This is a genomic window from Mycobacterium sp. IDUB_37, assembly GCF_055419245.1.
Genome location: NZ_JBVAXG010000001.1, coordinates 494093 through 514199, shown reverse-complemented (window position 1 = coordinate 514199; position 20107 = coordinate 494093). Strand labels below are relative to the sequence as shown.

General features: G+C 64.7%; 21 protein-coding genes and 1 pseudogene. 12 read left to right on the top strand and 10 right to left on the bottom strand.

Features of this window, described 5'->3' with window-relative positions; genetic code table 11:
- Nucleotides 1-81: 81 nt before the first annotated feature.
- From ACZY1I_RS02480 to ACZY1I_RS02460, 5 genes and pseudogenes are all read left to right on the top strand, one after another.
- A complete protein-coding gene (locus ACZY1I_RS02480; RefSeq protein WP_463752683.1) occupies nucleotides 82-1380 on the top strand; it encodes a wax ester/triacylglycerol synthase domain-containing protein in 1299 nt (432 codons plus the stop codon).
- A 46-nt stretch (nucleotides 1381-1426) separates the two neighbouring features.
- Entirely contained in the window at nucleotides 1427-2593 is a 1167-nt protein-coding gene (otsB, locus tag ACZY1I_RS02475; protein ID WP_463752682.1) for a trehalose-phosphatase, read from the top strand.
- 94 nt (nucleotides 2594-2687) lie between these two features.
- A pseudogene (locus ACZY1I_RS02470) lies at nucleotides 2688-2894 on the top strand (PE family protein); the annotation flags it as partial.
- 58 nt (nucleotides 2895-2952) lie between these two features.
- Nucleotides 2953-3507 carry a hypothetical protein gene (locus ACZY1I_RS02465; protein ID WP_463752681.1) on the top strand — a complete coding sequence of 185 codons (555 nt, stop codon included), beginning with the start codon at nucleotides 2953-2955 and terminating at the stop codon, nucleotides 3505-3507.
- 93 nt (nucleotides 3508-3600) lie between these two features.
- Nucleotides 3601-5061 (top strand): APC family permease, encoded by a 1461-nt coding sequence (locus ACZY1I_RS02460; RefSeq protein ID WP_463752680.1) that lies wholly within the window; start codon nucleotides 3601-3603, stop codon nucleotides 5059-5061.
- On the opposite strand, the gene ACZY1I_RS02455 is transcribed toward ACZY1I_RS02460, so the two are convergent.
- Nucleotides 5007-5879: a MaoC/PaaZ C-terminal domain-containing protein gene (locus tag ACZY1I_RS02455; RefSeq protein WP_463752679.1), complete on the bottom strand. Its 873-nt coding sequence runs from the start codon at nucleotides 5877-5879 to the stop codon at nucleotides 5007-5009. The genes ACZY1I_RS02460 and ACZY1I_RS02455 overlap by 55 nt on opposite strands.
- Nucleotides 5880-5974: 95 nt before the next feature.
- On the opposite strand from ACZY1I_RS02455, the gene ACZY1I_RS02450 reads away from it, so the two are divergent.
- Together ACZY1I_RS02450 and ACZY1I_RS02445 are read left to right on the top strand one after the other, a co-directional pair.
- Nucleotides 5975-6688: a histidine phosphatase family protein gene (locus ACZY1I_RS02450; RefSeq protein ID WP_463752678.1), complete on the top strand. Its 714-nt coding sequence runs from the start codon at nucleotides 5975-5977 to the stop codon at nucleotides 6686-6688.
- 107 nt (nucleotides 6689-6795) lie between these two features.
- The gene (locus ACZY1I_RS02445; protein WP_463752677.1) at nucleotides 6796-8805 is read left to right on the top strand and encodes an SDR family oxidoreductase; all 2010 of its coding nucleotides are present in this window, start codon (nucleotides 6796-6798) and stop codon (nucleotides 8803-8805) included.
- 29 nt (nucleotides 8806-8834) lie between these two features.
- Here the strand turns inward: ACZY1I_RS02445 and cmaA1 are convergent, their stop codons facing one another.
- A complete protein-coding gene (gene cmaA1, locus ACZY1I_RS02440) occupies nucleotides 8835-9698 on the bottom strand; it encodes a cyclopropane mycolic acid synthase CmaA1 (protein ID WP_463752676.1) in 864 nt (287 codons plus the stop codon).
- A gap of 25 nt (nucleotides 9699-9723) precedes the next feature.
- Nucleotides 9724-10320, bottom strand: a complete 597-nt coding sequence (locus tag ACZY1I_RS02435; protein WP_463752675.1) for a TetR/AcrR family transcriptional regulator — start codon at nucleotides 10318-10320, stop codon at nucleotides 9724-9726.
- Between the two features lie 596 nt (nucleotides 10321-10916).
- Between ACZY1I_RS02435 and ACZY1I_RS02430 the strand changes: the two genes are divergently transcribed.
- Complete coding sequence (locus ACZY1I_RS02430) at nucleotides 10917-11282, top strand: hypothetical protein (RefSeq protein WP_463752674.1); 366 nt, start codon at nucleotides 10917-10919, stop codon at nucleotides 11280-11282.
- A gap of 390 nt (nucleotides 11283-11672) precedes the next feature.
- A complete protein-coding gene (locus ACZY1I_RS02425) occupies nucleotides 11673-11975 on the top strand; it encodes a WhiB family transcriptional regulator (protein ID WP_463753471.1) in 303 nt (100 codons plus the stop codon).
- 31 nt (nucleotides 11976-12006) lie between these two features.
- Here the strand turns inward: ACZY1I_RS02425 and ACZY1I_RS02420 are convergent, their stop codons facing one another.
- From ACZY1I_RS02420 to ACZY1I_RS02395, 6 genes are all read right to left on the bottom strand, one after another.
- Nucleotides 12007-13599 (bottom strand): DNA polymerase Y family protein, encoded by a 1593-nt coding sequence (locus ACZY1I_RS02420; protein ID WP_463752673.1) that lies wholly within the window; start codon nucleotides 13597-13599, stop codon nucleotides 12007-12009.
- Nucleotides 13600-13604: 5 nt separating this feature from the next.
- On the bottom strand, nucleotides 13605-14237 hold the full coding sequence (locus tag ACZY1I_RS02415) for a hypothetical protein (RefSeq protein ID WP_463752672.1): 633 nt from the start codon (nucleotides 14235-14237) through the stop codon (nucleotides 13605-13607).
- Nucleotides 14238-14396: 159 nt separating this feature from the next.
- Nucleotides 14397-15596, bottom strand: a complete 1200-nt coding sequence (locus ACZY1I_RS02410) for a cytochrome P450 (RefSeq protein WP_463752671.1) — start codon at nucleotides 15594-15596, stop codon at nucleotides 14397-14399.
- Complete coding sequence (locus tag ACZY1I_RS02405; protein ID WP_463752670.1) at nucleotides 15593-16210, bottom strand: TetR/AcrR family transcriptional regulator; 618 nt, start codon at nucleotides 16208-16210, stop codon at nucleotides 15593-15595. The genes ACZY1I_RS02410 and ACZY1I_RS02405 overlap by 4 nt, the downstream gene beginning before the upstream one ends.
- Nucleotides 16211-16233: 23 nt before the next feature.
- Nucleotides 16234-16755, bottom strand: coding sequence for an NAD-dependent epimerase/dehydratase family protein (locus ACZY1I_RS02400; RefSeq protein ID WP_463752669.1), 522 nt, complete (start codon nucleotides 16753-16755; stop codon nucleotides 16234-16236).
- Nucleotides 16749-17237 carry an NAD(P)H-binding protein gene (locus ACZY1I_RS02395; RefSeq protein WP_463752668.1) on the bottom strand — a complete coding sequence of 163 codons (489 nt, stop codon included), beginning with the start codon at nucleotides 17235-17237 and terminating at the stop codon, nucleotides 16749-16751. Before ACZY1I_RS02395 ends, ACZY1I_RS02400 begins: the two co-directional genes overlap by 7 nt.
- A gap of 84 nt (nucleotides 17238-17321) precedes the next feature.
- On the opposite strand from ACZY1I_RS02395, the gene ACZY1I_RS02390 reads away from it, so the two are divergent.
- From ACZY1I_RS02390 to ACZY1I_RS02380, 3 genes are all read left to right on the top strand, one after another.
- Nucleotides 17322-18134: an SDR family NAD(P)-dependent oxidoreductase gene (locus ACZY1I_RS02390; RefSeq protein WP_463752667.1), complete on the top strand. Its 813-nt coding sequence runs from the start codon at nucleotides 17322-17324 to the stop codon at nucleotides 18132-18134.
- Nucleotides 18135-18172: 38 nt separating this feature from the next.
- Nucleotides 18173-18403: a carboxymuconolactone decarboxylase family protein gene (locus ACZY1I_RS02385; protein ID WP_463752666.1), complete on the top strand. Its 231-nt coding sequence runs from the start codon at nucleotides 18173-18175 to the stop codon at nucleotides 18401-18403.
- Between the two features lie 122 nt (nucleotides 18404-18525).
- On the top strand, nucleotides 18526-19119 hold the full coding sequence (locus ACZY1I_RS02380) for a hypothetical protein (RefSeq protein WP_463752665.1): 594 nt from the start codon (nucleotides 18526-18528) through the stop codon (nucleotides 19117-19119).
- Here ACZY1I_RS02380 and ACZY1I_RS02375 read toward each other — a convergent pair.
- Nucleotides 19112-20041, bottom strand: coding sequence for a phytanoyl-CoA dioxygenase family protein (locus ACZY1I_RS02375; protein ID WP_463752664.1), 930 nt, complete (start codon nucleotides 20039-20041; stop codon nucleotides 19112-19114). The two genes, ACZY1I_RS02380 and ACZY1I_RS02375, sit on opposite strands and share 8 nt — an antisense overlap.
- Nucleotides 20042-20107: the final 66 nt, after the last annotated feature.

The window sequence follows — 20107 nt, the reverse complement described above, 5'->3', positions numbered from 1 at the left end:
GTTCTTAACCTGCCAGACCTACCGCCGTGCAAGCTGCACCCCGATACTGGTACACATTAAAAAAAGCAGTGGGGGCCGGCAATGACGAAGCAACTGACCACGACGGACACCGGGATCTTCGGAGCAGCAGATTCGGATCAGCACTCGAGCATGGCACTAGGCGCGGTCGCCGTCGTCAACGGTGCTGTCCCCGACTACGAACTCATCAAAGAACTACTGGCAGAACGGTTTCAGCCCAGCTTCGAGCAGGCCTGTGACGTCACCCGACACGTGCAACGGGTGGCGCTCCCGGCGCCCAGTGACGAGGCGGAACTTTTTCAGGCCATCGCATACGCACTGGAACGCCCGCTCGATCTCGATCGACCACTGTGGGAGTGCTGGATCATCGAGGGTCTCAAGGACAATCAATGGGCGGTCTTGATCAAGATCCACCACAGCATCGCCGGCGACATCTCGGCCGCCCATCTGCTGACCCGACTCTGCGACGACGCCGAAAGTGACACCTTCACCAATAGCACTGCCGCCAAGCAGATTTCATCTCCGTCCGGCGACGGGCCGAGCTGGACCGACACCCTGTTGCAGGCTCCGGTCGGCGTGCTCAAGGCTGCGACGCGCGTCGTCACCGGCACCGCCACCAGTCTGGTCACCGCGGCCGGCGTGATGTGGCCGGCGGCCGATCCGGCGACCACGATGCGTCGCTACCGCACGGTGCGTATCCCCCGCGCCGCCGTCGACAGCGTGGCGCGCAAGTTCGGCGTCACCACCAATGATGTTGCGCTCGCCGCGATCACCGAAGGATTCCGCAGCGTCCTGGTGCGCAATGGCGAGCAGCCGCGCGCGGACTCCCTGCGCACCCTGGCACCCGCACTGCCTTACCTCCCCGTCGAACACATCGACCCGATTCGGCAACTACGCGCGGTGCACAGCCGGAGCCGAATCGAACACACCACTCAGCCAAGCAACGGATTCTCCCCGATCGATCTGTGCACCAAGGCCTTTCAGGCGCTGACCCGGTTGCGCCGGCAAGACATCGTGACGCTGGCCACCAACGCCCCCGGTCCGAGACAACGATTGCGGCTGTTGGGCCAACGCATGGATCGGGTGCTGCCCATCCCGCCGACGGCTCTGCAGCTGAGCACCGGGGTTGCCGTGCTCAGCTATGGCGACGAGTTGGTATTCGGCATCACGGCCGACTACGACGCCGTCCCCGACATGGAGCAGCTCGCCGCCGGCATCGAACTGGGGATGGCTCGCCTGGTGGCGCTCAGCCAGGATTCGGTCCTGCTGTTCGACCGCCGACGCAAGCGCCCGTCCCGCGCATTGCCGAACAACGCGATTCGGTGGCGGCCGTCAGCACCGCCGGTACGCGTGCGGCACTGACCCCCGACCCGACGACTAGAGATTCCCACCGTGAGAGGGTGGGACCATGTCGCTCACCATCGACCCACGCCGCCACGACGCGGTGCTGCTCGACGCGGCGTTGACCTCGTCCCCCGGTAGCAAGGCAGCATTTGTTGCCAGATTGCACGACGCCCGCGTCGGCACCGAAGCATTCGCCTCCGACGTCGGCTACCGGGCCGCCCTGCTCCAGACGGCCGGGCACCTGGCCGTGCTGCCGGGGCGGTGCGCCGTCGTTGCGTCGAGTGCGTCGTCGGCAACCGCCGCACGCGAGGCGGGATTCGCTTTGGTGATCGGGGTCGATGCCGGACACTCGGCGTCGGCTGGCGCCGACGCCGTGGTCGCCGACCTCAGCGAGATCGACGTACGAACGGGCGACCTCAGGATGTCCGAGCTTCCGGATGCCTTGCAAGCCCTGACCCTTGCCGCCGGCTTTGCCGTCCGGGCACCCGCGGTGTTCTTCGACTTCGACGGCACCCTGTCGGACATCGTGAATGATCCGGATGCGGCCAGACCCGTCGCGGGTGCGGCCGAAGCACTGCAGCGGCTGGCGGCCCGCTGCCCGGTCGCCATTCTGAGCGGCCGCGATCTCTCCGATGTCTCCAAGCGCGTCGGGCTGCCGGGCATCTGGTACGCCGGTAGTCACGGATTTGAACTGACCGCGCCCGACGGCACGCACCACCAGAACGAGGCCGCAGCGGCGGCCATACCGGTGCTGGAAGAGGCCGCGGCCCAGCTGCGCGAACGTATCGGGGCGATTCCCGGGGTTGTGATAGAACACAAGCGCTTTGGCGTGGCCGTGCACTACCGCAACGCCGCGCGGGACAGGGTCGGCGAGGTAGCCGCAGCGGTGCGCGCCGCCGGCCAGCGGGATGCGCTGCGGGTGACAACTGGCCGCGAAGTCATCGAGTTACGCCCGGACCTCGACTGGGACAAAGGGAAAACACTGCACTGGGTGATCGACCATTTACGTGGCGAGGGATCCACCCCGCTGGTCCCGATCTATCTGGGCGACGACATCACCGATGAGGACGCCTTCGACGCCGTACGCGATGGTGGCGTGCCAATCTTGGTGCGGCACAACGATGATGGCGATCGGGCCACCGCCGCGCTGTTCGCCCTGGACAGCCCCGCCGATGCTGCCGAGTTCACTGATCGACTGGCCGGCCAATTATCTGACGCAGGCGTAAATTAGGCAGCAGCACTTCACTTCTGGCGCAGTCGGCCAAAATGTCGCGAGCGGCTCGCGATGAGCGATACGCTCCCCGTCAGCCAATCGGGAGGCTGCCATGTCGGTTGTATTAGCGAGTCCGGAATTGGTGGCCGCTGCGGCCGCCGATTTGGCCGAAATCAGATCAGCGATCGGCGAAGCGACCGCGGCAGCGCTGGCCCCGACGGTGCAGGTGCAAGCGGCCGCCGCCGACGAGGTGTCGGTGGCCATCTCTGCCCTGTTCGGCGCCCACGGCCAGGCCTATCAGGCATTGAGCGCACAGGCCGGCGGCATCGGCGGCAGCGCTGGCGCCGGTCTCGGAGCTTCCGGCAGCGGCGGCGCCGGTGGGGGGCGGCGGCATCGGCGGTACCGGCGGTACCGGTTCGACGACGGGCTTCGGCGCAGCTACCGGTACAGGCGGCAGCGGTGGCGGCGGTGGCTCGGGTGACGCCGCTGCCGGTACCGCCGGCGGAATGGCCGGCGCCGGCGGGGGCGGCGGAGCGGGCGGCGCTGCCCGGGGACAGGCCGCTGTGGCTGGCGGCGGCGGCGGGGGCGGCGGGGCCGCGTCCGCCGGAAGCACTGCCGGCAACGGCGGCAATAGCGGCAATGTTGCGAACTTCTCCACCGCCCTGCCGCCCAGCGGTGGCACCGGCGGGACAGGTGGCAACGGGACCGGCGGCGGGGGTGGCGGGGGCAGCATTCTCAGCACCATTGCCGGCACCGGCGACGGCAACGCCGGCAACAGCGGCGCCGCCGGCGGCGCGGGCGGGCTCGGTGCCAATGCCGGCCCCGTTGGTAGCCCGTTCGGCAACGACGGGGGTTCCGGCGGCGGCATCGGTAAGGGTGGAGGCGCCGGCTCGCAAGGCTTCCTGAGCGGCAGCGCCGGCGAAGACGCCTAGTACCCGCCAACTCCCAATAGCCAGGGGCGGTGGGCCTGGAACGACGGCTGTGCCAGTCTTGAAGTTTGGGCGCCTGAACCCGAGCGGATAGGAGTGCGCGCTATCAGCAAGCTTGGCTTCTGGAGCATCGTCATGCTCGGAATCAATGCGGTCATCGGCGCAGGTATATTCCTGACGCCCGGTGCGGTCATCAAGCTCGCGGGTCCCCTAGCGCCAGTCGCCTACATTCTGGCCGGCGTCTTCGCCGGAATCATGGCGCTCGTCTTCGCGACGGCGGCAAGATACGTCAAAACCAACGGCGCCTCGTATGCCTATACAACGGCCGCGTTCGGTCAGCGGATCGGAATTTATGTCGGCGTCACGCACGCCATCGTCGCGTCCATCGCGTGGGGAGTTCTGGCATCGCTGTTCGTCGCAACGCTCCTCAAGGTGCTTTTCCCACAACGGAATTACGCCAACGACAGCGAGCTTTTCAGCGTAAAGACGCTGACGTTCCTGCTCTTCATCGCGGTCCTGTTGATCGTCAACATATTCGGCAACCGGGTCATCGAGTGGGCCAACGGAATCTCAACCGTGGGAAAGATGTTCGCGCTCTCCCTTTTCATCGTCGGCGGACTCTGGATCGTCGCCACCGGGCACGTCAACAAATATTCAGTGTCGGCTTCGGCGGAGGTTTTTCATCCGGCCCCCTACGCACTTTTCGGCTTCATTGAGATCGGGCAGAGCGCTCTCTCGGGGTTGGTCCTTGCCGTCATGGCGGCCCTGTACGCGTTCACCGGATTTGAATCGATCGCCAATGCCGCCGAGGAGATGCAGGATCCGGACCGAAACCTGCCGCGCGCCATACCGTTGGCGATTCTCGGCGTAGGCACCGTCTACGTGCTTGCCGTCGTGGTGGCGATGTTGCTGGGGTCGGACAAGGTCGTCAAATCCGGCGACACTGTGAAACTGGCTGCGGCGATCGACAACAACGCCTTCCGAACCGTCATCGTCCTGGGAGCGCTGGTCTCGATGTTCGGCATTAACGTCGCCGCATCCTTCGGCGCCCCGCGGCTATGGACCGCACTTTCGGACACCAAGACCTTGCCGGCGCGCCTGTCGCAGAAGAACCGATTCGGTGTCCCCATAGTCGCTTTCGCTATCACCGCGACTTTGGCCCTGGCGTTTCCCCTGGCCCTGCGGTTCGACATCGAGAGCCTCACCGGACTGGCCGTCATCGCCCGGTTCATCCAGTTCATCATCGTTCCGATCGCACTTATCGCACTGGCGCGGGACCAATCCGGAAAACACGCCGCCGTGAAGCGAAACACGTTCACCGACAAAGTGTTACCGGTGGCTGCCGTGCTGATCTCTGCCGCGCTCGCGGTGTCCTTCGACTACCGCACGCTTATCTTCACGGCGCACGGCGACGCCAACTACTTCTCGATCGTCTTGATCGTGCTCACCTTCGTCGTGGTGCCGGCAGCCGCCTACGTGCACTACTACCGGACCAACGACGATCAAGACTGGACGTACTCGACCTCACCGTCGTCGAGCACCAACCGCGGCCCCTGACCCTCGGCCCCGGAAGCCTCAGTCCGGAACAGCGCTTTGCCGGGCTCGGTCCGCCAGATCAGCGTCGAGAGCGTCTCGCCCGGGAACACCGGTTTGGTGAACCGGGCCGCGATCGAGGTGACGTTGGCGGCAACACCGCCGCCCAACTCGGCAACCAACGCACGCCCGGAGACCCCATAGGTGCACAGGCCGTGCAGGATCGGCCTGGGAAACCCGGCCAGGTTCGTGGCAAACCACGGATCACTGTGCAACGGATTGCGGTCACCGGACAGCCGATAGATCAGTGCCTGGTCCTCGCGGGTGGGCAATTCGATGCGGGCATCGGGCTCACGGTCGGGGAACTCCGGTGCCGCGGCCCGCTCCCCCTTTTCGCCACCGAAGCCACCTTCGCCGCGGATGACGAGGTTAGTGAGCGTCTCGGCGATCAGCGTTCCGGTGTCGGGATCCTTGCCCAGACCGCGCAGCATCAAAATCGCGTTCTTGCCCTCGCCCTTGTCTTGAATGTCGACGACTTCGGAGGACACTGACAGCTTTCCCGCTGCCGGCAGCGGCGCGTGCAGCCGAACGGTCTGCGAGCCGTGCAGCAGCATCGCCCAGTTGAAACTCCCGACTTTGCCCGCCGCCCCGAACGCCGGGCAGCAGATCACCGCGTAGGTCGGCAGCACCTGCTGCGGAATTTCATGGCTGTTCTCGGTGGTGAACGCCAGATCCTCGAGTCCGGCGCCGACGCCGAGCGCATAGAGCAACGTGTCCCGGTCGGTCCACTCGAACAACTGGGGCTCAGTAACGGCACCTACGGCACTCGGGTCAATCGCCATATGCGTCTCCTCACGATTGAGATGTTCGTATCTTTTCTGCAGTTAACCATCGCAAACTCTTCCCTCCGACGGTGTCGGCAGGGCAGGCTATCGCCATGGCGAAGCGAACCATGACTTGGAAGGCCTTTACAGGCTCGGCCGTGCTCCTCGCGGCGGCACTACTGAGCGCTTGCGGCGGTAGTAGCCCCGACGCACGCAGCATCACCGTGACCTTTATCCGGAATGCGCAGTCTCAAGCCAACGCCGACGGGATCATCGACACAGCGGTGCCGGGTCCGAGCCTCACCACCGACGGAAAGAACCAGGCGCAGCAGCTCGCCCATTCGGGTGGACGCGGCGACTTCGACGCCATCTACTCCTCCCCCATGGCTGCCGACCAGCAAACCGCCGGGCCATTGGCCACCGAGGTGGGCCGCCAGGTCGAGGTCCTCGCGGGCGTGCAGTCCCTCAACGCCGGTTGGTACAACGGCAAGCCCGAGTCGATGGCTAGCTCGACCTACATGCTGGCGCCGGTGCGCTGGGTGGACGGCGACATCGACACCAGCATCCCGGGCTCGGTGAGCGGTGCCGATTTCAACTCTCAGTTCACCACTGCCATCCGCAAGGTTTACGACAGCGGCAAGAACAAGCCGGTCATCTTCTCCCAGGGCACCGCGATCATGGTCTGGACGCTGATGAACGCCCAGAACGGCAAGCTCACCCTGCTGAACAGCCATCCGCTGCCCAACGTCGGCCGCGTGGTCATCAAGGGAAATCCGGTGACCGGTTGGTCGCTGGTCGAGTGGGACGGCGTCAAGAGCTTCACCTGAGCGTGCTGCTCACACCGCTCGCTCAACTCGGCACCATCAAGCTGCAGATTTGTCTGACTGCTCACAGTGGTTGACGGGGCCCGCGCGGGCGGGCCACGATGGGCTACATGCGGTATGTCGTTACCGGCGGTACCGGGTTTATTGGCCGCCGAATCGTGTCTCGTTTGTTGGACTCCCAGCCCGATGCGCAGGTGTGGGTGCTGGTTCGGCGCCAGTCGCTGGGCCGCTTCGAGCGCCTCGCCCTCGACTGGGGTGACCGGGCAAAACCCCTGGTAGGCGAACTGCCGGAGCTGAATCTGACCGAGCAGGTCATCGCTGAACTCGGCGATGTCGACCATCTGGTGCACTGCGCCGCGATCTACGACGTCACCGTCGCCGAGGCCGAACAGCGTGCCGCCAATGTGGAGGGCACCCGCGCAGTCATCGCGCTGGCCCAAAAGCTTGACGCGACTTTTCACCACGTGTCGTCGATCGCCGTCGCCGGCGATTTCCGCGGCGAGTACACCGAGGACGACTTCGACGTCGGCCAACAGTTGCCGTCGCCGTATCACCAGACCAAGTTCGAGGCCGAAGCTCTGGTGCGCGACACTCCCGGGCTGCGGTATCGGGTGTACCGCCCGGCGGTAGTGGTGGGTGACTCGCGCACCGGCGAGATGGATAAGATCGACGGCCCCTATTACTTCTTCGGTGTGCTGCGCAAGCTCGCCGCGCTGCCGTCGCTCACGCCGATGCTGCTGCCCGACACCGCCCGCACCAATATCGTTCCGGTCGACTACGTGGCGGACGCACTCGTGGCGCTCCTGCACGCCGACGGCCGCGACGGCCAGGCATTCCACCTGACCTCGCCCAAGACCGTCGGACTGCGCGGCATCTATCGCGGGGTGGCGAAGGCGGCCGGCTTGCCACCCTTGCGCGGGTCGCTGCCCCGCTCGGTGGGTACCTCGGTGCTCAAGGTCGGCGGACGCGCCAAGGTGCTGCGCAACATGGCTGCCACCCAACTCGGGATTCCCGCCGAGGTGCTCGACGTCGTCGACCTGGCCCCCACCTTCGTGAGCGAAGAGACCCAAAAAGCGTTGCAGAGCACCGGAATTCAAGTGCCCGAGTTCGCGACGTACGCGCCCAAGTTGTGGCGGTACTGGGCCGAACACCTGGATCCCGACCGCGCTCGACGCGACGATCCGCAAGGTGCGCTGGTGGGCCGGCACGTGATCATCACCGGCGCATCCAGTGGAATCGGCCGGGCTTCGGCCATCGCCGTCGCCGAACGCGGCGCGACGGTTTTCGCGCTGGCCCGTAACGGCGACGCCCTGGACCAACTGGTCGCCGACATCCGGGCCGCCGGCGGCAAGGCCTACGCCTTCACCTGCGACGTCACCGACTCCGCGTCCGTGGAGCACACCGTCAAAGACATCCTGGGCCGCTTTGATCACGTCGACTACCTGGTGAACAACGCGGGCCGGTCGATCCGACGCTCGGTAGTCAACTCCACCGATCGCCTGCATGACTACGAACGCGTGATGGCGGTCAACTACTTCGGCGCGGTACGGATGGTACTGGCGTTGCTACCGCACTGGCGGGAACGCAGATTCGGTCACGTCGTCAACGTGTCCAGCGCCGGGGTGCTGGCCCGCAACCCGAAGTACAGTTCCTATCTGCCCACCAAAGCTGCACTGGATGCGTTTTCCGATGTCGTCTCCTCCGAGACACTCTCCGACCACATCACTTTCACCAACATCCACATGCCGCTGGTTGCTACACCGATGATCGCTCCCTCGAAGCGGCTCAACCCGGTGCCTGCCATCAGTCCCGAACGCGCGGCGGCGATGGTGGTCCGGGGGCTGGTGGAGAAGCCGGTCCGTATCGACACCCCGATGGGCACTCTCGCCGAAGCCGGCAACTACTTCGCGCCCGGCATATCCCGCCGGGTCCTGCATCAGCTGTATCTTGGCTACCCTGATTCAGCCGCCGCACAAGGGATCACGGCCTCCAGCGCTCCACCTGCCGAGCGCGCGCCGACACCCCGTCGGCCGAAGCGCCCGGCGCGGGCGGTGAGCCGGGTTGGTGTGCCCCGGCCGGTCAGACGGTTGGTCCGACTGGTGCCCGGTGTGCACTGGTAGAACGGGGCCCCGCCATCGAGCAGGCGCGGTTACTTCTCGCAGGTGAACTGGTTGACATCGATATAGCCGATGCGGAACATCTTGGCGCAGCCGGTCAGGTACTTCATGTACCGCTCGTACACTTCCTCGGATTGCAGCGCGATGGCCTCGTCTTTGTGGGCTCCCAAAGCGGCAGACCAGATGTCGAGAGTTTTCGCGTAGTGCGGTTGCAGTGACTGCACGCGTGTGATGTTGAAGCCGTTCGCGGTGGCCCGCTCCTCCACCATCGGTATCGACGGCAGCCGCCCACCCGGAAAGATCTCGGTGACAATGAATTTGACGAACCGGGCGAATTCGAAGGTCAGCGGAATACCGCGCGCTTTCATCTCCAACGGGTGCAGCCCGGTAATGCTGTGCAGCAACATGATTCCGTCATCGGGCAGCAGACGGTGCGCGAGGGTGAAGAACGCGTCGTAACGTTCATGCCCGAAATGCTCGAACGCCCCGATGCTGACGATCCGGTCGACCGGCTCGTCAAACTGCTCCCAGCCCTGCAGCAGAACCCTTTTGGTACGTGGGCTGTCGGATTTCGCGATCAGTTGCTCGACGTGGTTGGCCTGGTTCTGGCTTAAAGTCAGGCCGACGACATTCACGTCGTACCTGTCCACCGCCCGCATCAGCGTGGCACCCCAACCACAGCCGACGTCGAGCAGAGTCATGCCCGGCTGCAGTCCGAGTTTGCCCAGCGCGAGATCGATCTTGGCGAGCTGCGCCTCCTCGAGCGTCATGTCGTCGCGCTCGAAGTACGCGCAACTGTAGGTCTGGGTGGGGTCCAGAAACAGCCGGAAGAAATCGTCGGACAGGTCGTAGTGAGCCTGTATTTCCTCGAAATGCGGCTTCATATCGTCCGGCATTGAGCAAGCGTAGTGCTCGATCAGGTCACCCGTTCGGCGTGCAGCGCACCTCGCAAAGAGAGGTGAGCAGCGGAAGGGTTACCGCCTCGAACCGCGTGTAGGGACTGCCGGTGCCGTCGATCTTGGACCGCAGGATCGCGCCCTCCCACGCTTCGATGATCAGTGCGGGCACCTCGCAACGCTCGGCCTGGTGCGACTGGCTGAGCGCATCGGCGAGTTGCGATTCCCACAGCTGCAGAATCGCGCGCAAACGCCGGGTCACCCGCTTGTTCTGCCCGGATACCTCTAATCCGAGGTTTCCGATCAGGCAGCTCAGGATGAACTCATCGCGCTGGTGAGTTTCCGCAATTGCGCGAAAGTACGCCCTGAACCGCTCCAACGGGGAGCGTTTCTCCTCCAGCAGACGTCCAACGTCGCGTTGCAGCTCAACCCAGTAGTACTCGAGCACATCGATCACGAACTCGTCCTTGCTGGGGAAATAGCTGTAGAACGAGCCTTTCGGGACACCGGCATATCCCGCGACGTCTTTCACACCGGTCGCTTCGACGCCGCGCCGGCGGATGAGCTGCAAGCCGGCCAAGAGCAGCTGATGACGGATGTTCGGGTTAGCGGGTCGATTCATATCCACCGCCGGGGCCTCGGTGGGCGAAACCGCGCATGATTGGCCCAAAAGCCACGTCCAGATGAAACATGCGCCATGCCTTCAGTCCATTCCGATTCCCGCTGAGCGCCCATTTACTGCCACATTCGAGCAGGAACCACATAATAACTCCGGCGCACGTCTCGAAGTCAAACGCACCAAAGAATTTGCCTTCGCGTAAGGTACCTGCGGCGTGCCGCATTCCGGCGTCAGAATGGTCAGTTTCCATCGATGCCCGACGACAGCCATCTCGTATGTACCTGCAGCACAGCTGATTTCACGGATGACACTTGATCATGCTCCGATGAAAACACCGGATTCGAGGCATGAAGGCATGGTCATTAATGCGGATAATACTTCGGCTCGTGGACATTGTGGATGGGCTTTACAAGTCGGCGCGTAATTTCAAATTCGATGAAATCTATACATGGCGCGTCAAGGGTTTAGACAGTAAATGTCAACTACATTGACAATGAACCCGCTCGTGGTCCGGTTGGCCGCCGGCCGCACGCAAGAATTTCGCAAGAGCCCGACCCTAGCGTCGACTTACGCCAAGCGACGAAGGACGGCGAATCAAAATGAGAAAACTAGTCGTGGGCTGGGCAGCCACGGTCTTGCTGCTAGGCAGTGTCGCCACAGCGGCAGATGCGGACGTTGCCCAGGCCAAGCCGGTCGTTCCGGTGCCACTGAACGCCTGGCCGGGCTGTCCGGAGAACCACCCAGAGGGTCCGTGCCACTGGTGTCCGGGCGACCCGCAGCCGCAGACCGGCAATCTTCGGGTGTATCCGGTGGTGTGGGACTGGAATATCTGCCACACCTACTACTACGTCTACTCCGGGCAAGGCAACGTGGCGCACAACATCTGGGACGGGGACAATCCGCCCGGGCCGCCACCGTGGCCGGTGGGCACCAACATCTGCCCGATTCCACCGTTCTGTCCGTAACGTTCGGGCGGCGGCGGACGAAGTTTTTACTACAGCCGACTCGTCAGCTCAAGCCCGTTGAGCCCGCCGACGCGGTGAGATTGCTTCGGAATCTGGCTATGTGTTGCGTTCGGTATGACGAAAACGGAGAAAGCATGGCCCTGACCAGTACGATCCGGCGAGGGATGGCACTCATGTGCCAAAAAAATTAGTTTTTAATTTGCACAATGGGCACCCCATTGCCTACCTTAGAATGAACTGAGAGATTCAGATCACTTTTGGCGCGACGAGGCACCAAGGCGACAGTAACCGGGGGCGCGGCCGTAGGATGGCGGCCGGACAAGAAGGGGACAATTCGTGTCATTATCACGCTCGACCACTCGGCGGACCAACCTCGTCGCTGTAAGCAATGTGCAGCCGGCAGAGGAAGAAGGCGACCGGGCGTGGGTGGCCCAGGCCCTCTGCAGGACCCAGGACCCCGACCAACTCTTCGTCAAGGGTGCCGCGCAGCGGCAGGCCGCGAGCATCTGCCGCCACTGCCCCGTCATGCAACCGTGCGCGGCCGACGCGCTCGACAACCGCGTGGAGTTCGGCGTCTGGGGCGGAATGACCGAACGGCAGCGCCGGGCCCTGCTCAAAGAGCACCCCGAGGTCGTCTCCTGGTCTGACTTCTTGAACCGCCGTAAGACCCGTTCAACCGGCACCGGCGGCTAACAGCGCGGCAACAACTGCCTCCTCCTTTCTGTCACTCGTAAATCCCCTCGAGATACCACCTCCTCTGCCGGTAGCACAGCAACAAAGCGCGCTCGCTCTCCAACAGCACCTGGGCACGAGCCACGCGAGCGCCGGCCGCCGCTTCCGGATCCCACCACCGCTCATCCACGGGCCATGGTCCGGCCCACCAGCGCAATTCGTCGTCGCGGCCTCCCCATCTACCGGGAACGGTCAGTCGCACCGGGTCGGCGGAGAACATCCCCCGACTGGTCACCCGGATCGGATTGCCTTGCGCATCGAGCAGTTCCACCGGGTCATCGACCAGCACCGACGGCGACGGCTCAGGCAGTTGGCCAGGCCAGGGCGCAGTTGGGTCGAACTGCGGAATCGGCTCGTCACCCAGCGGGGTCAATGTGATGCGCTCGGCGGGCCCGCGGCCACCGGACAGCACCGGTACCTGCACGGCCTCCGGACCGAGCAGGCCCTGAACCCGTACCAGCGCTCGTCGGGCTCGAAGCCTGTCTTCCTCGCCGAGACCACCCCATAGCGGCAACTGCAGCGCTTCGGCCGAGACCACCTCGACGGCCTGCAACCGCAACAGCGTGACCGGCGCATCCAGCGGTCGACCACGCGCGATCCGATGGCTCAACCACCCGTCCAGTTGCCAGCGCACCCGGTCGGCGGTGGCGTCCTCGGTCAACGGCTCGGCACACCGCCACACTCGGCTCAGCTCTTCGCCGGTGGCGGTGACTGCGTGAATGGCAAGTCGGGTGCATCCCACCCCGGCGGCCAGCAGCGCCTGATGCAGCGTGGCAGCCAGCGAGCGTCCGGCGAAGGCCGCGGCATCGACCCGGTCGATCGGTGGATCGCAGTCCAGCACGGCGTCAAGTTCCGACGGCGGCTCACGCCCGGAGGGTCCACGGTCCGGCTCGCCGCGGGCAAATCGGTGTGCGGCAACCGCGTCGGTTCCGAATCGGGATGCGACGTCGGTGCGAGACAGCGCGGCGAACTGCCCCAGGGTGCGAATCCCCATCCGCCACAACAGATCCGTCAGCTCAGTACGCCCAGGACCGGACAGGCTCGGCTCGGTGGCGAGCTGACGGATCGACAGCACCGACAAGAACCGCGCGTCCTGACCCGGCTCCACGACGCGCCCCGCACGCGCGGCGAAGACCGCGGTGGACAACCCGTCGGCGATCCCGGCCTGACACTCCGCACCCGCCGCGGCCACCGCGTCGATCAACCGCTCAGCGGCCTCCTGCTCGGACCCGAAAAACCTGGCCGCCCCGCGCACCTGCAGCACCACAAGCCCGGGCCGCAGCACCTCGACGCGGGGGACCAAATCTTCCACCGCAGCGATCACCCCTTCGAAGTAGCGGGCGTCGCGATCTGCATCAGCAGCCGCGATGTGTAGTTGCGGGCACCTGGCCGCGGCCTCCCGGCGCCGCAACCCGCGCCGCACGCCGGCCGCGCGAGCCGTCGCCGAGCATGCGATCACCCGGTTCGCCACAGTGACCGCGACCGGGTCCGTTCCGGACAGGCCCGTGGCGGCCGCCGCCGCGACCGCAGGCCAATCCATGCACCAGATCGCCAAAACCCGAGAAGAGCCGGGGGAAGAAGCCATCAGGGTCAACCAGTATGAATTCGGCCGACCTGCCGGCCGCACCCGCTGACCTGAAGCCGAACCTCGCTGATGCGCCCGAACCCAGGACGACTTCCCGCACTTATCTCGTAGCCACAGACCCGGGCTTCCAATCGCGTCGACGCCCCTTCCCAGTCGCCGTCGGTGACCAGCACGGTGCAACCCTTTTGACGGGCACGGGCAACCACGACCCGCGCCCGTGTCCGCGTCACCCGACGCCCACCCAGGCCGAGTACCACCAGATCCATGCCGTCAATGAGCACCGCGGCCACTTCCATCGGATCGCTTCCGGGATCCGGTATCACCGCGAGCCGACTCAGATCGGCCCCCATTTCCACGGCAGCCAGCAACCCGATATCCGGGTGGCCGACGATGGCGACATTGCCTCCTTCCGCCGTCACCGTGGCCACCATGCGCAGCAGTAGTGACCGTGCCCCCGACAGCACCGCTACCGTCCCCCGCGGCAAGATGGTGGGGTCCGTCTCCGGCAGCAGATCCCCGGTGGGGGCTGCGACCCTTCCGGACATCGCTTCCATCCGCCTGCGCAGCGATTCGATCTGGTCAGCGCGATTTTCCCGGGGGCGTTCGGAGGCCCGTTCGGAAGCCAGAGCCGCGGTCATAACAGCCTCCCGGCACTCGATCTGTTCGAATATATGTTCGATTGAGTCGAGTAAACACCGGCCCTCCGACAACCGTCAAGCAACGCGAGAGGCTGCTATATGCCCTCGTTGCTGGTGTGGTTTCTGGTATGTAATGGGGTGGTTTCGGGGCCGGCACACTCAGCCCAGCACCCGCACCGGCACGTTGTTCCAGCCGATGACATTGGTCATGGCCACCCGCCGGAGCCCCTCCTGCACGACCGTGTAGCGCGGCATGTGATCCAGCAGCTTGTCCAGGGCGACGGCACTCTCCATCCGGGCTAACGCGGCACCCAGGCAGCTATGCACCCCGTATCCCAATCCCAGATTCTGCGCCCGGCTGCGGTCCCGGTTGATGTCGAAACTATCCGCGTCAGTGAACGCCCGCTCGTCCCGGTTTGCCGAACCCACGCACAGCAGGACCGGCTTTCCGGCCGGAATCGTGGCGCCATGCAGTTCCACGTCTTTCATGCTGTACCGCACCAGGTACTGGGCGGGCGCCTCCCAGCGCAGCAACTCCTCCACCGCGGCAGGTATGCGACTGCGGTCATCGAGCAGCATCTGCCATTGATCGGGATGCTCGTCGAACGTGACCACGGCATTGCCCAGCAATTTGGTCACCGTCTCGGCGCCTGCCCCGCCCAGCATCGACGCAAAGCCGGCGATCTCGACGTCATCGAGCTTCGTCGGCACCCCGTCGCGTTCGACTTCGACGGCGATCAGATCGCTGATCATGTCGTCCTGCGGATCGGCGTGCCGCTCCTGAATGATGTTGTAGTACATCAACCCGGTCTCGATGCCGGCCGCGATACCCTCTTCAGGCATCTCGATTTTTCCGAACTCCCGCTCCAACTGCTTGTCCAAGAGCAGTCGGACCTGCTGCCGAAGCTCCGCAGGCACGCCGAGCATCTGGGCGATCACTTCCACCGGAAACAACGCCGAAAAGTCTTGCACCACATCGAATTCTTCGGGGTCCGCCGCGGCGAGAAATCGATCGATCTGTTCGACGACCAGCCGTCGTTGGCGCTCGACGGCGCGCGGAGTGAATACCTTGTTCACCAGGCTGCGCATCCGGCGGTGTTCGGGCGGATCCATCATGATCATCAACGGCGGCACCGGATTACCGGACTGCACCATCGCGAGATCGATTCCGCGCGACGACGAGAATGTTTCGAAGTCTCTGATCGCAACCGAAACGTCGACATGCCGGGTCAGCGCATAGAAGTCGTATTTCTCGCTGTAGTAGACGGGCTCCTCGTCACGCATCCGCCGGTAGGTGGCGTACGGGGCCTCGAAGAAATCACGAGAAAACGGATCAAAGACAACCTTCGACGTGGTCAACGCGTCCTCCTGGACTGCAGTTCTGAACGGGACGTCCGACCGGCGGGGAGACCGGCAGCAGCGCGGATCTGCCGGCGCACCGCCGCCGGGTCGGCATCTGGGAATATGTAGTGGCTCAATCCGATTCGCGCAATTGCACCCGCAAGGTCACTGGCGCTCACCGCCGCATCGAAGCCGCCCTCCCGCGCACATTTCGCCAAGACCACCAGCAGCCTTTCGTGGATCATGGGCAGCGCCCGGGCCATCTGTTCATGGGCGAAGCCCGGCTCCAGGTCCAACTGACGCCCGGGCGGTTGATCCTCGACAAATGTCGCCACGACGTCGAGGGCGGCTTCGAGTCGCGCGACTCCGGTGACATCGATCAGAGCACGTTCCATTGCCGCATCGAACCGCCGTCGTTCCTGTTTTCCCAGCGCATCGATCAGGTCTTCTTTGGATACGAAGTAGCGGTAAATGGTCGGCCGCGACACCCCGGCCGCCGCAGCCACGTCCGACAACGACAACTTACGTGCGCCCGTCCGCAGCACGAGCCGACGGGCCGCGTCGAGTATTCGATCGGTCAGATCGCCGTGATCCGAACGGGTTTGGCGCGGCTCGGCGACAGGCACGACCATAGCTCCTGGTTTCAGTCCGGTACTCAAGCCGACACCGGGTCGAGTCGTCCGAGTTCACGCAGCCACGGGATCAGCAGGCGCAGTCCGTCGTCGAACGATATCGGGTCATAGCCCAGGCGCCGAGTGGTCGGGTTGTCGTTCGCCCTGGGCTTGCGAACGTCCTTGGCAGCGGCCGCCGCAATGGCCATCAGGGTGGGACCGAATTCGGCCGTCAATTTGTCCGGATCGGACCGGTAGTCCAGATCTTCGACGCGGTGCTCGATTCCGGCGATCTCGCAAGCCCGATTGATCCCGGCGGCGGTGCTGATGGTGTCCTGCGGTTGACCGATCAACAGGTAACGCTCACCGGCTACCCCGCGGTCCAGTGCCGCGATCGAACCCTTCGCGACATCTCTGCCGGCCAGCCAAGTCATCGGAAATGCAAGGTAGCGCTTGATCTTTCCGCGCATACCGGCCAACAGCACCCTGTTGAAGCTGGTGCGGTGCAGAGCCCTCGCCGCAACCAGGCCGGGTCCGAAAATCGCGCCGGGATGGCAGGTCAACACGTCTTCACCCGCGGCGGCGCGCTGGTGGGCGTCCAGGAAGGCGGCGAGCTTGGTAACCGTGTAGGGATCACCCGGCGGATGTGCGAGGACGGGGCTTCTTCGAAGTCGACGCCGGTGTTCATATTGATGAACGTGGCTGTACTCAGCGCGACGACCCGACGCATACCAAGGGTTTTCGCGGCATCCAGCACATTGGTGGTGCCGACCATGTTGACGGCTTTGAAGTCGTCGAGGTCCTGACTGGCCCCACCGAGCAGCGCCGCGCAGTGAACAGCCGCCTCGGCGCCCTTGGCTGCGCGCAGCACATCGTCGGCATCGCTGATGTCACCTTTGACCAATTCGACGCCGATTCCGGCCAGCGCGGCAGCCTCCTCCGGCTCGCGAACCAACGCGCGGACGTGGTCACCACGTTCGATCAGCTGTTCACAGACATTGCCGCCGGTCTGCCCGGTGGCGCCGGTGACGAAGATGGTGCTGGGCATGGCCTGACCCTTCGCTGAGTTACAAATACAACATATACCGTAATTCTTGTAAACCCTGAACTGGAAATACCTTATGCTTAACTCATGCCGCTCGATCCAGCAAGCATCCTTCTGACTGACCGTGTAGCAGTTGTCACCGGAGGTGGCGCCGGCATCGGCCGCGGCATCGCCGCGGGGCTGAAGGCATTCGGCGCCAAGGTCGCTATCTGGGAACGCCATCCCGAAACGTGCGCATCGGCCGCCGACGAGATCGGCGCGCTGGGTATCCACACTGATGTCCGGGACAGCGCCGGGGTCGACGCCGCACTCGCGCAGACCGTCGCCGAACTCGGACCCGTCTCGATCCTGGTGAACAACGCCGGCGGAGTCTTCTGGTCGGGGATTCTCGAAACCAGCGAGAACGGCTGGGATGCGCTGTACAAATCCAATCTGCGCCACGTCTACCTGTGCACCCAACGGGTGGCCCGCGGCTTGGTCGAGCAGAAGTTGCCGGGCAGCATCATCAGCGTCACTTCCATCGAAGGTGTCCGCGCCGCACCGGGTTACGCGACCTACGCCGCCGCCAAGGCCGGGGTCATCAACTACACCAAGACCGCGGCCCTCGAACTCGCCCCAAACGGCATCCGGGTCAACGCCTTGGCCCCGGACATCACCTTGACCGAAGGCATCATGCAAATCGCACCCCCGGGTTCTGAGAAACGTTTCGGCCTGACGGTTCCGATGGAGCGCGCGGGCCATGTCGACGAGATGGCAGGCGCAGCAGTGTTTCTCGCGTCCGACATGTCCAGCTACATCACCGGGCAGACGATCCACGTCGACGGCGGCACCCATGCCGCGAGCGGTTGGTATCACCATCCCGAGACCGGCGCCTACGCGCTCGGGCCCACCAGCCTCTAACCCCTCCGGGGCACGACTCGCTGACGCCGCAGGAGCAAGTGGCCGTGGAATTCCTGGACCGCCTGTCCAGCGATCACCGTTCGATCGACGACGAGTTCTACCGAAGGCTGGGTGCGCATTTCACCGCCGCGCAGATCGTCGAACTCGGCTTCACCTTCGCCTCGACGATGGGACTGCACCGCTTCCTGCACACCCTCGACGTCTACGGCGACTCACTCCCCGTCATCGACTACTCCCCCGACCAGGTTGACTCCGCGGCGAGTCACTGAGCACAGCCGCGATCACTTCGGACGCGACTCCGAGCCCGCATGGAGCGTCCGTCAACGTCACGTGTCGACGCGTGAGACTCTGCCTTGTGCGAACGCGCCGAGCTTCCCTACTAGTGGTCGCCATGGCAGGGGCGTGTGTGCTGACCTCGACCGCAGCTCCGGCTGGCGGGGATCCGGCGCCGTGCCACCCGGCGGAACTGTTTGCCACCGACGACACCGACGGCGAGCTGCGACTGTTCGAGCTACAAGCCGACGCGACGCTCGCCCTCAACCGAGTGACCGTGACGGGTTCGACCCTGCTGGACGGGGTCTTCTGGTCGGACGAGTTGCAGCAGGCCACCGCTGAGCGGGCGCGCCAGTTTCATCTCTGCGTCGTCGACGAACCCACATTGCGCTCCGCCGCCGAGGCGTTACGACAGCAGTTCCACCAACAAGCGGTACTGACCTTCCACTACCTGCCCGAGAATGCGGCCGGAACCAACGCGGTCACCATCACCGTTCCCGGCGTCGACGTCGCCCGCTTTCGCGATGCGTTCGTGGCGAATTCCGTTGCACACCAACGGCTGCTGGGCGGATCGGTCACCACTGACGACCACACGCTGATCCTGGTCGCCGATAAGGATGACCTCGACACGGCCCGCCGACTCGTCGACGAGGCCGGCGGCGACTGGGCGCGCGCCACCCTTGCGTCAGGCGACCGCGAGTTCGTCAGATAGCGGCGCCGGCGCCCGTCGGGACGGCATATGGCGTCGGGACCGGGACCCCCGGCATGTACCGCTCGAACAGTGACGTGGCAATGTCCGCGACTTCATCGCTGAGCGGATACATGTGGCGATACTGCAAAACCTGCTTGCCGATGAGCCCGAGCCGTTCGTGGAACGACGGCACCCGAGCGGGATTCAGCAGCGGATTGTTGAACGGACGGCAATCGGCGCGCTGGAACTCGAAGGCGGCGCTCATCCGCGGGGCCGTACCCAGTCGGCTACCGCGCCCGCCCCAGTGCAGAACCGCCTGATTCCAGGCGAGCATGGAGCCGGCCGTCGCCGGCAGAGCCCGGATGTCCTGCGGCTTGTAAACGGTGGTGTTGTCCTCCCCGTCCCATCGACGTTCCTTGAATCGGTCGTCGAGGTGGGCGGGCAGCATGTACATGCAGCCGTTGAGCGGGGTGGCGTCGCTGAACGGAATCCACACGGTCAGCGTGTGCGGCGAGTTGTCGTCATCCAGGGTTTTCATACACCGGTCGCGGTGCGGGCCCCAGCCCACAGCGTTCTCGCTGGGGTTGACATGCCAGACCCAAAAGTCCGGGAGCGCCAGATAACCCTCGCCGAGCGCAGAGCTCAGGAAGCGTGAAAGACCCTGGAACGCGAGCCACAACTCGTCATAGACGAACGCGAACGCCAGCGGAATCCCCCGCTGGAAGAGTGTTGATATGGCGTAACGGATCGGTGCGGTGGTCGCCGCGGACAGCGCGTCGGGAACTTGGACGTAGCCTTCGCGCTTCAGGTCGGCGATCAGCGGGTTGGTCTCGCCGAACGCGGCGGGGCGGGAAAAACCGCCGGCCTCGATCGACAAACCCGGGCACAGCTCGCCCCAGAATTCGCGACGCTCTGCCTGAGCAGCCGAAAGCGTACCGATCATCGCGATATCGTATCGCAGCCTCGAGAGCTCCGTGAGCCCTTGAACTGCTGGTCTCAGGCTTACGGG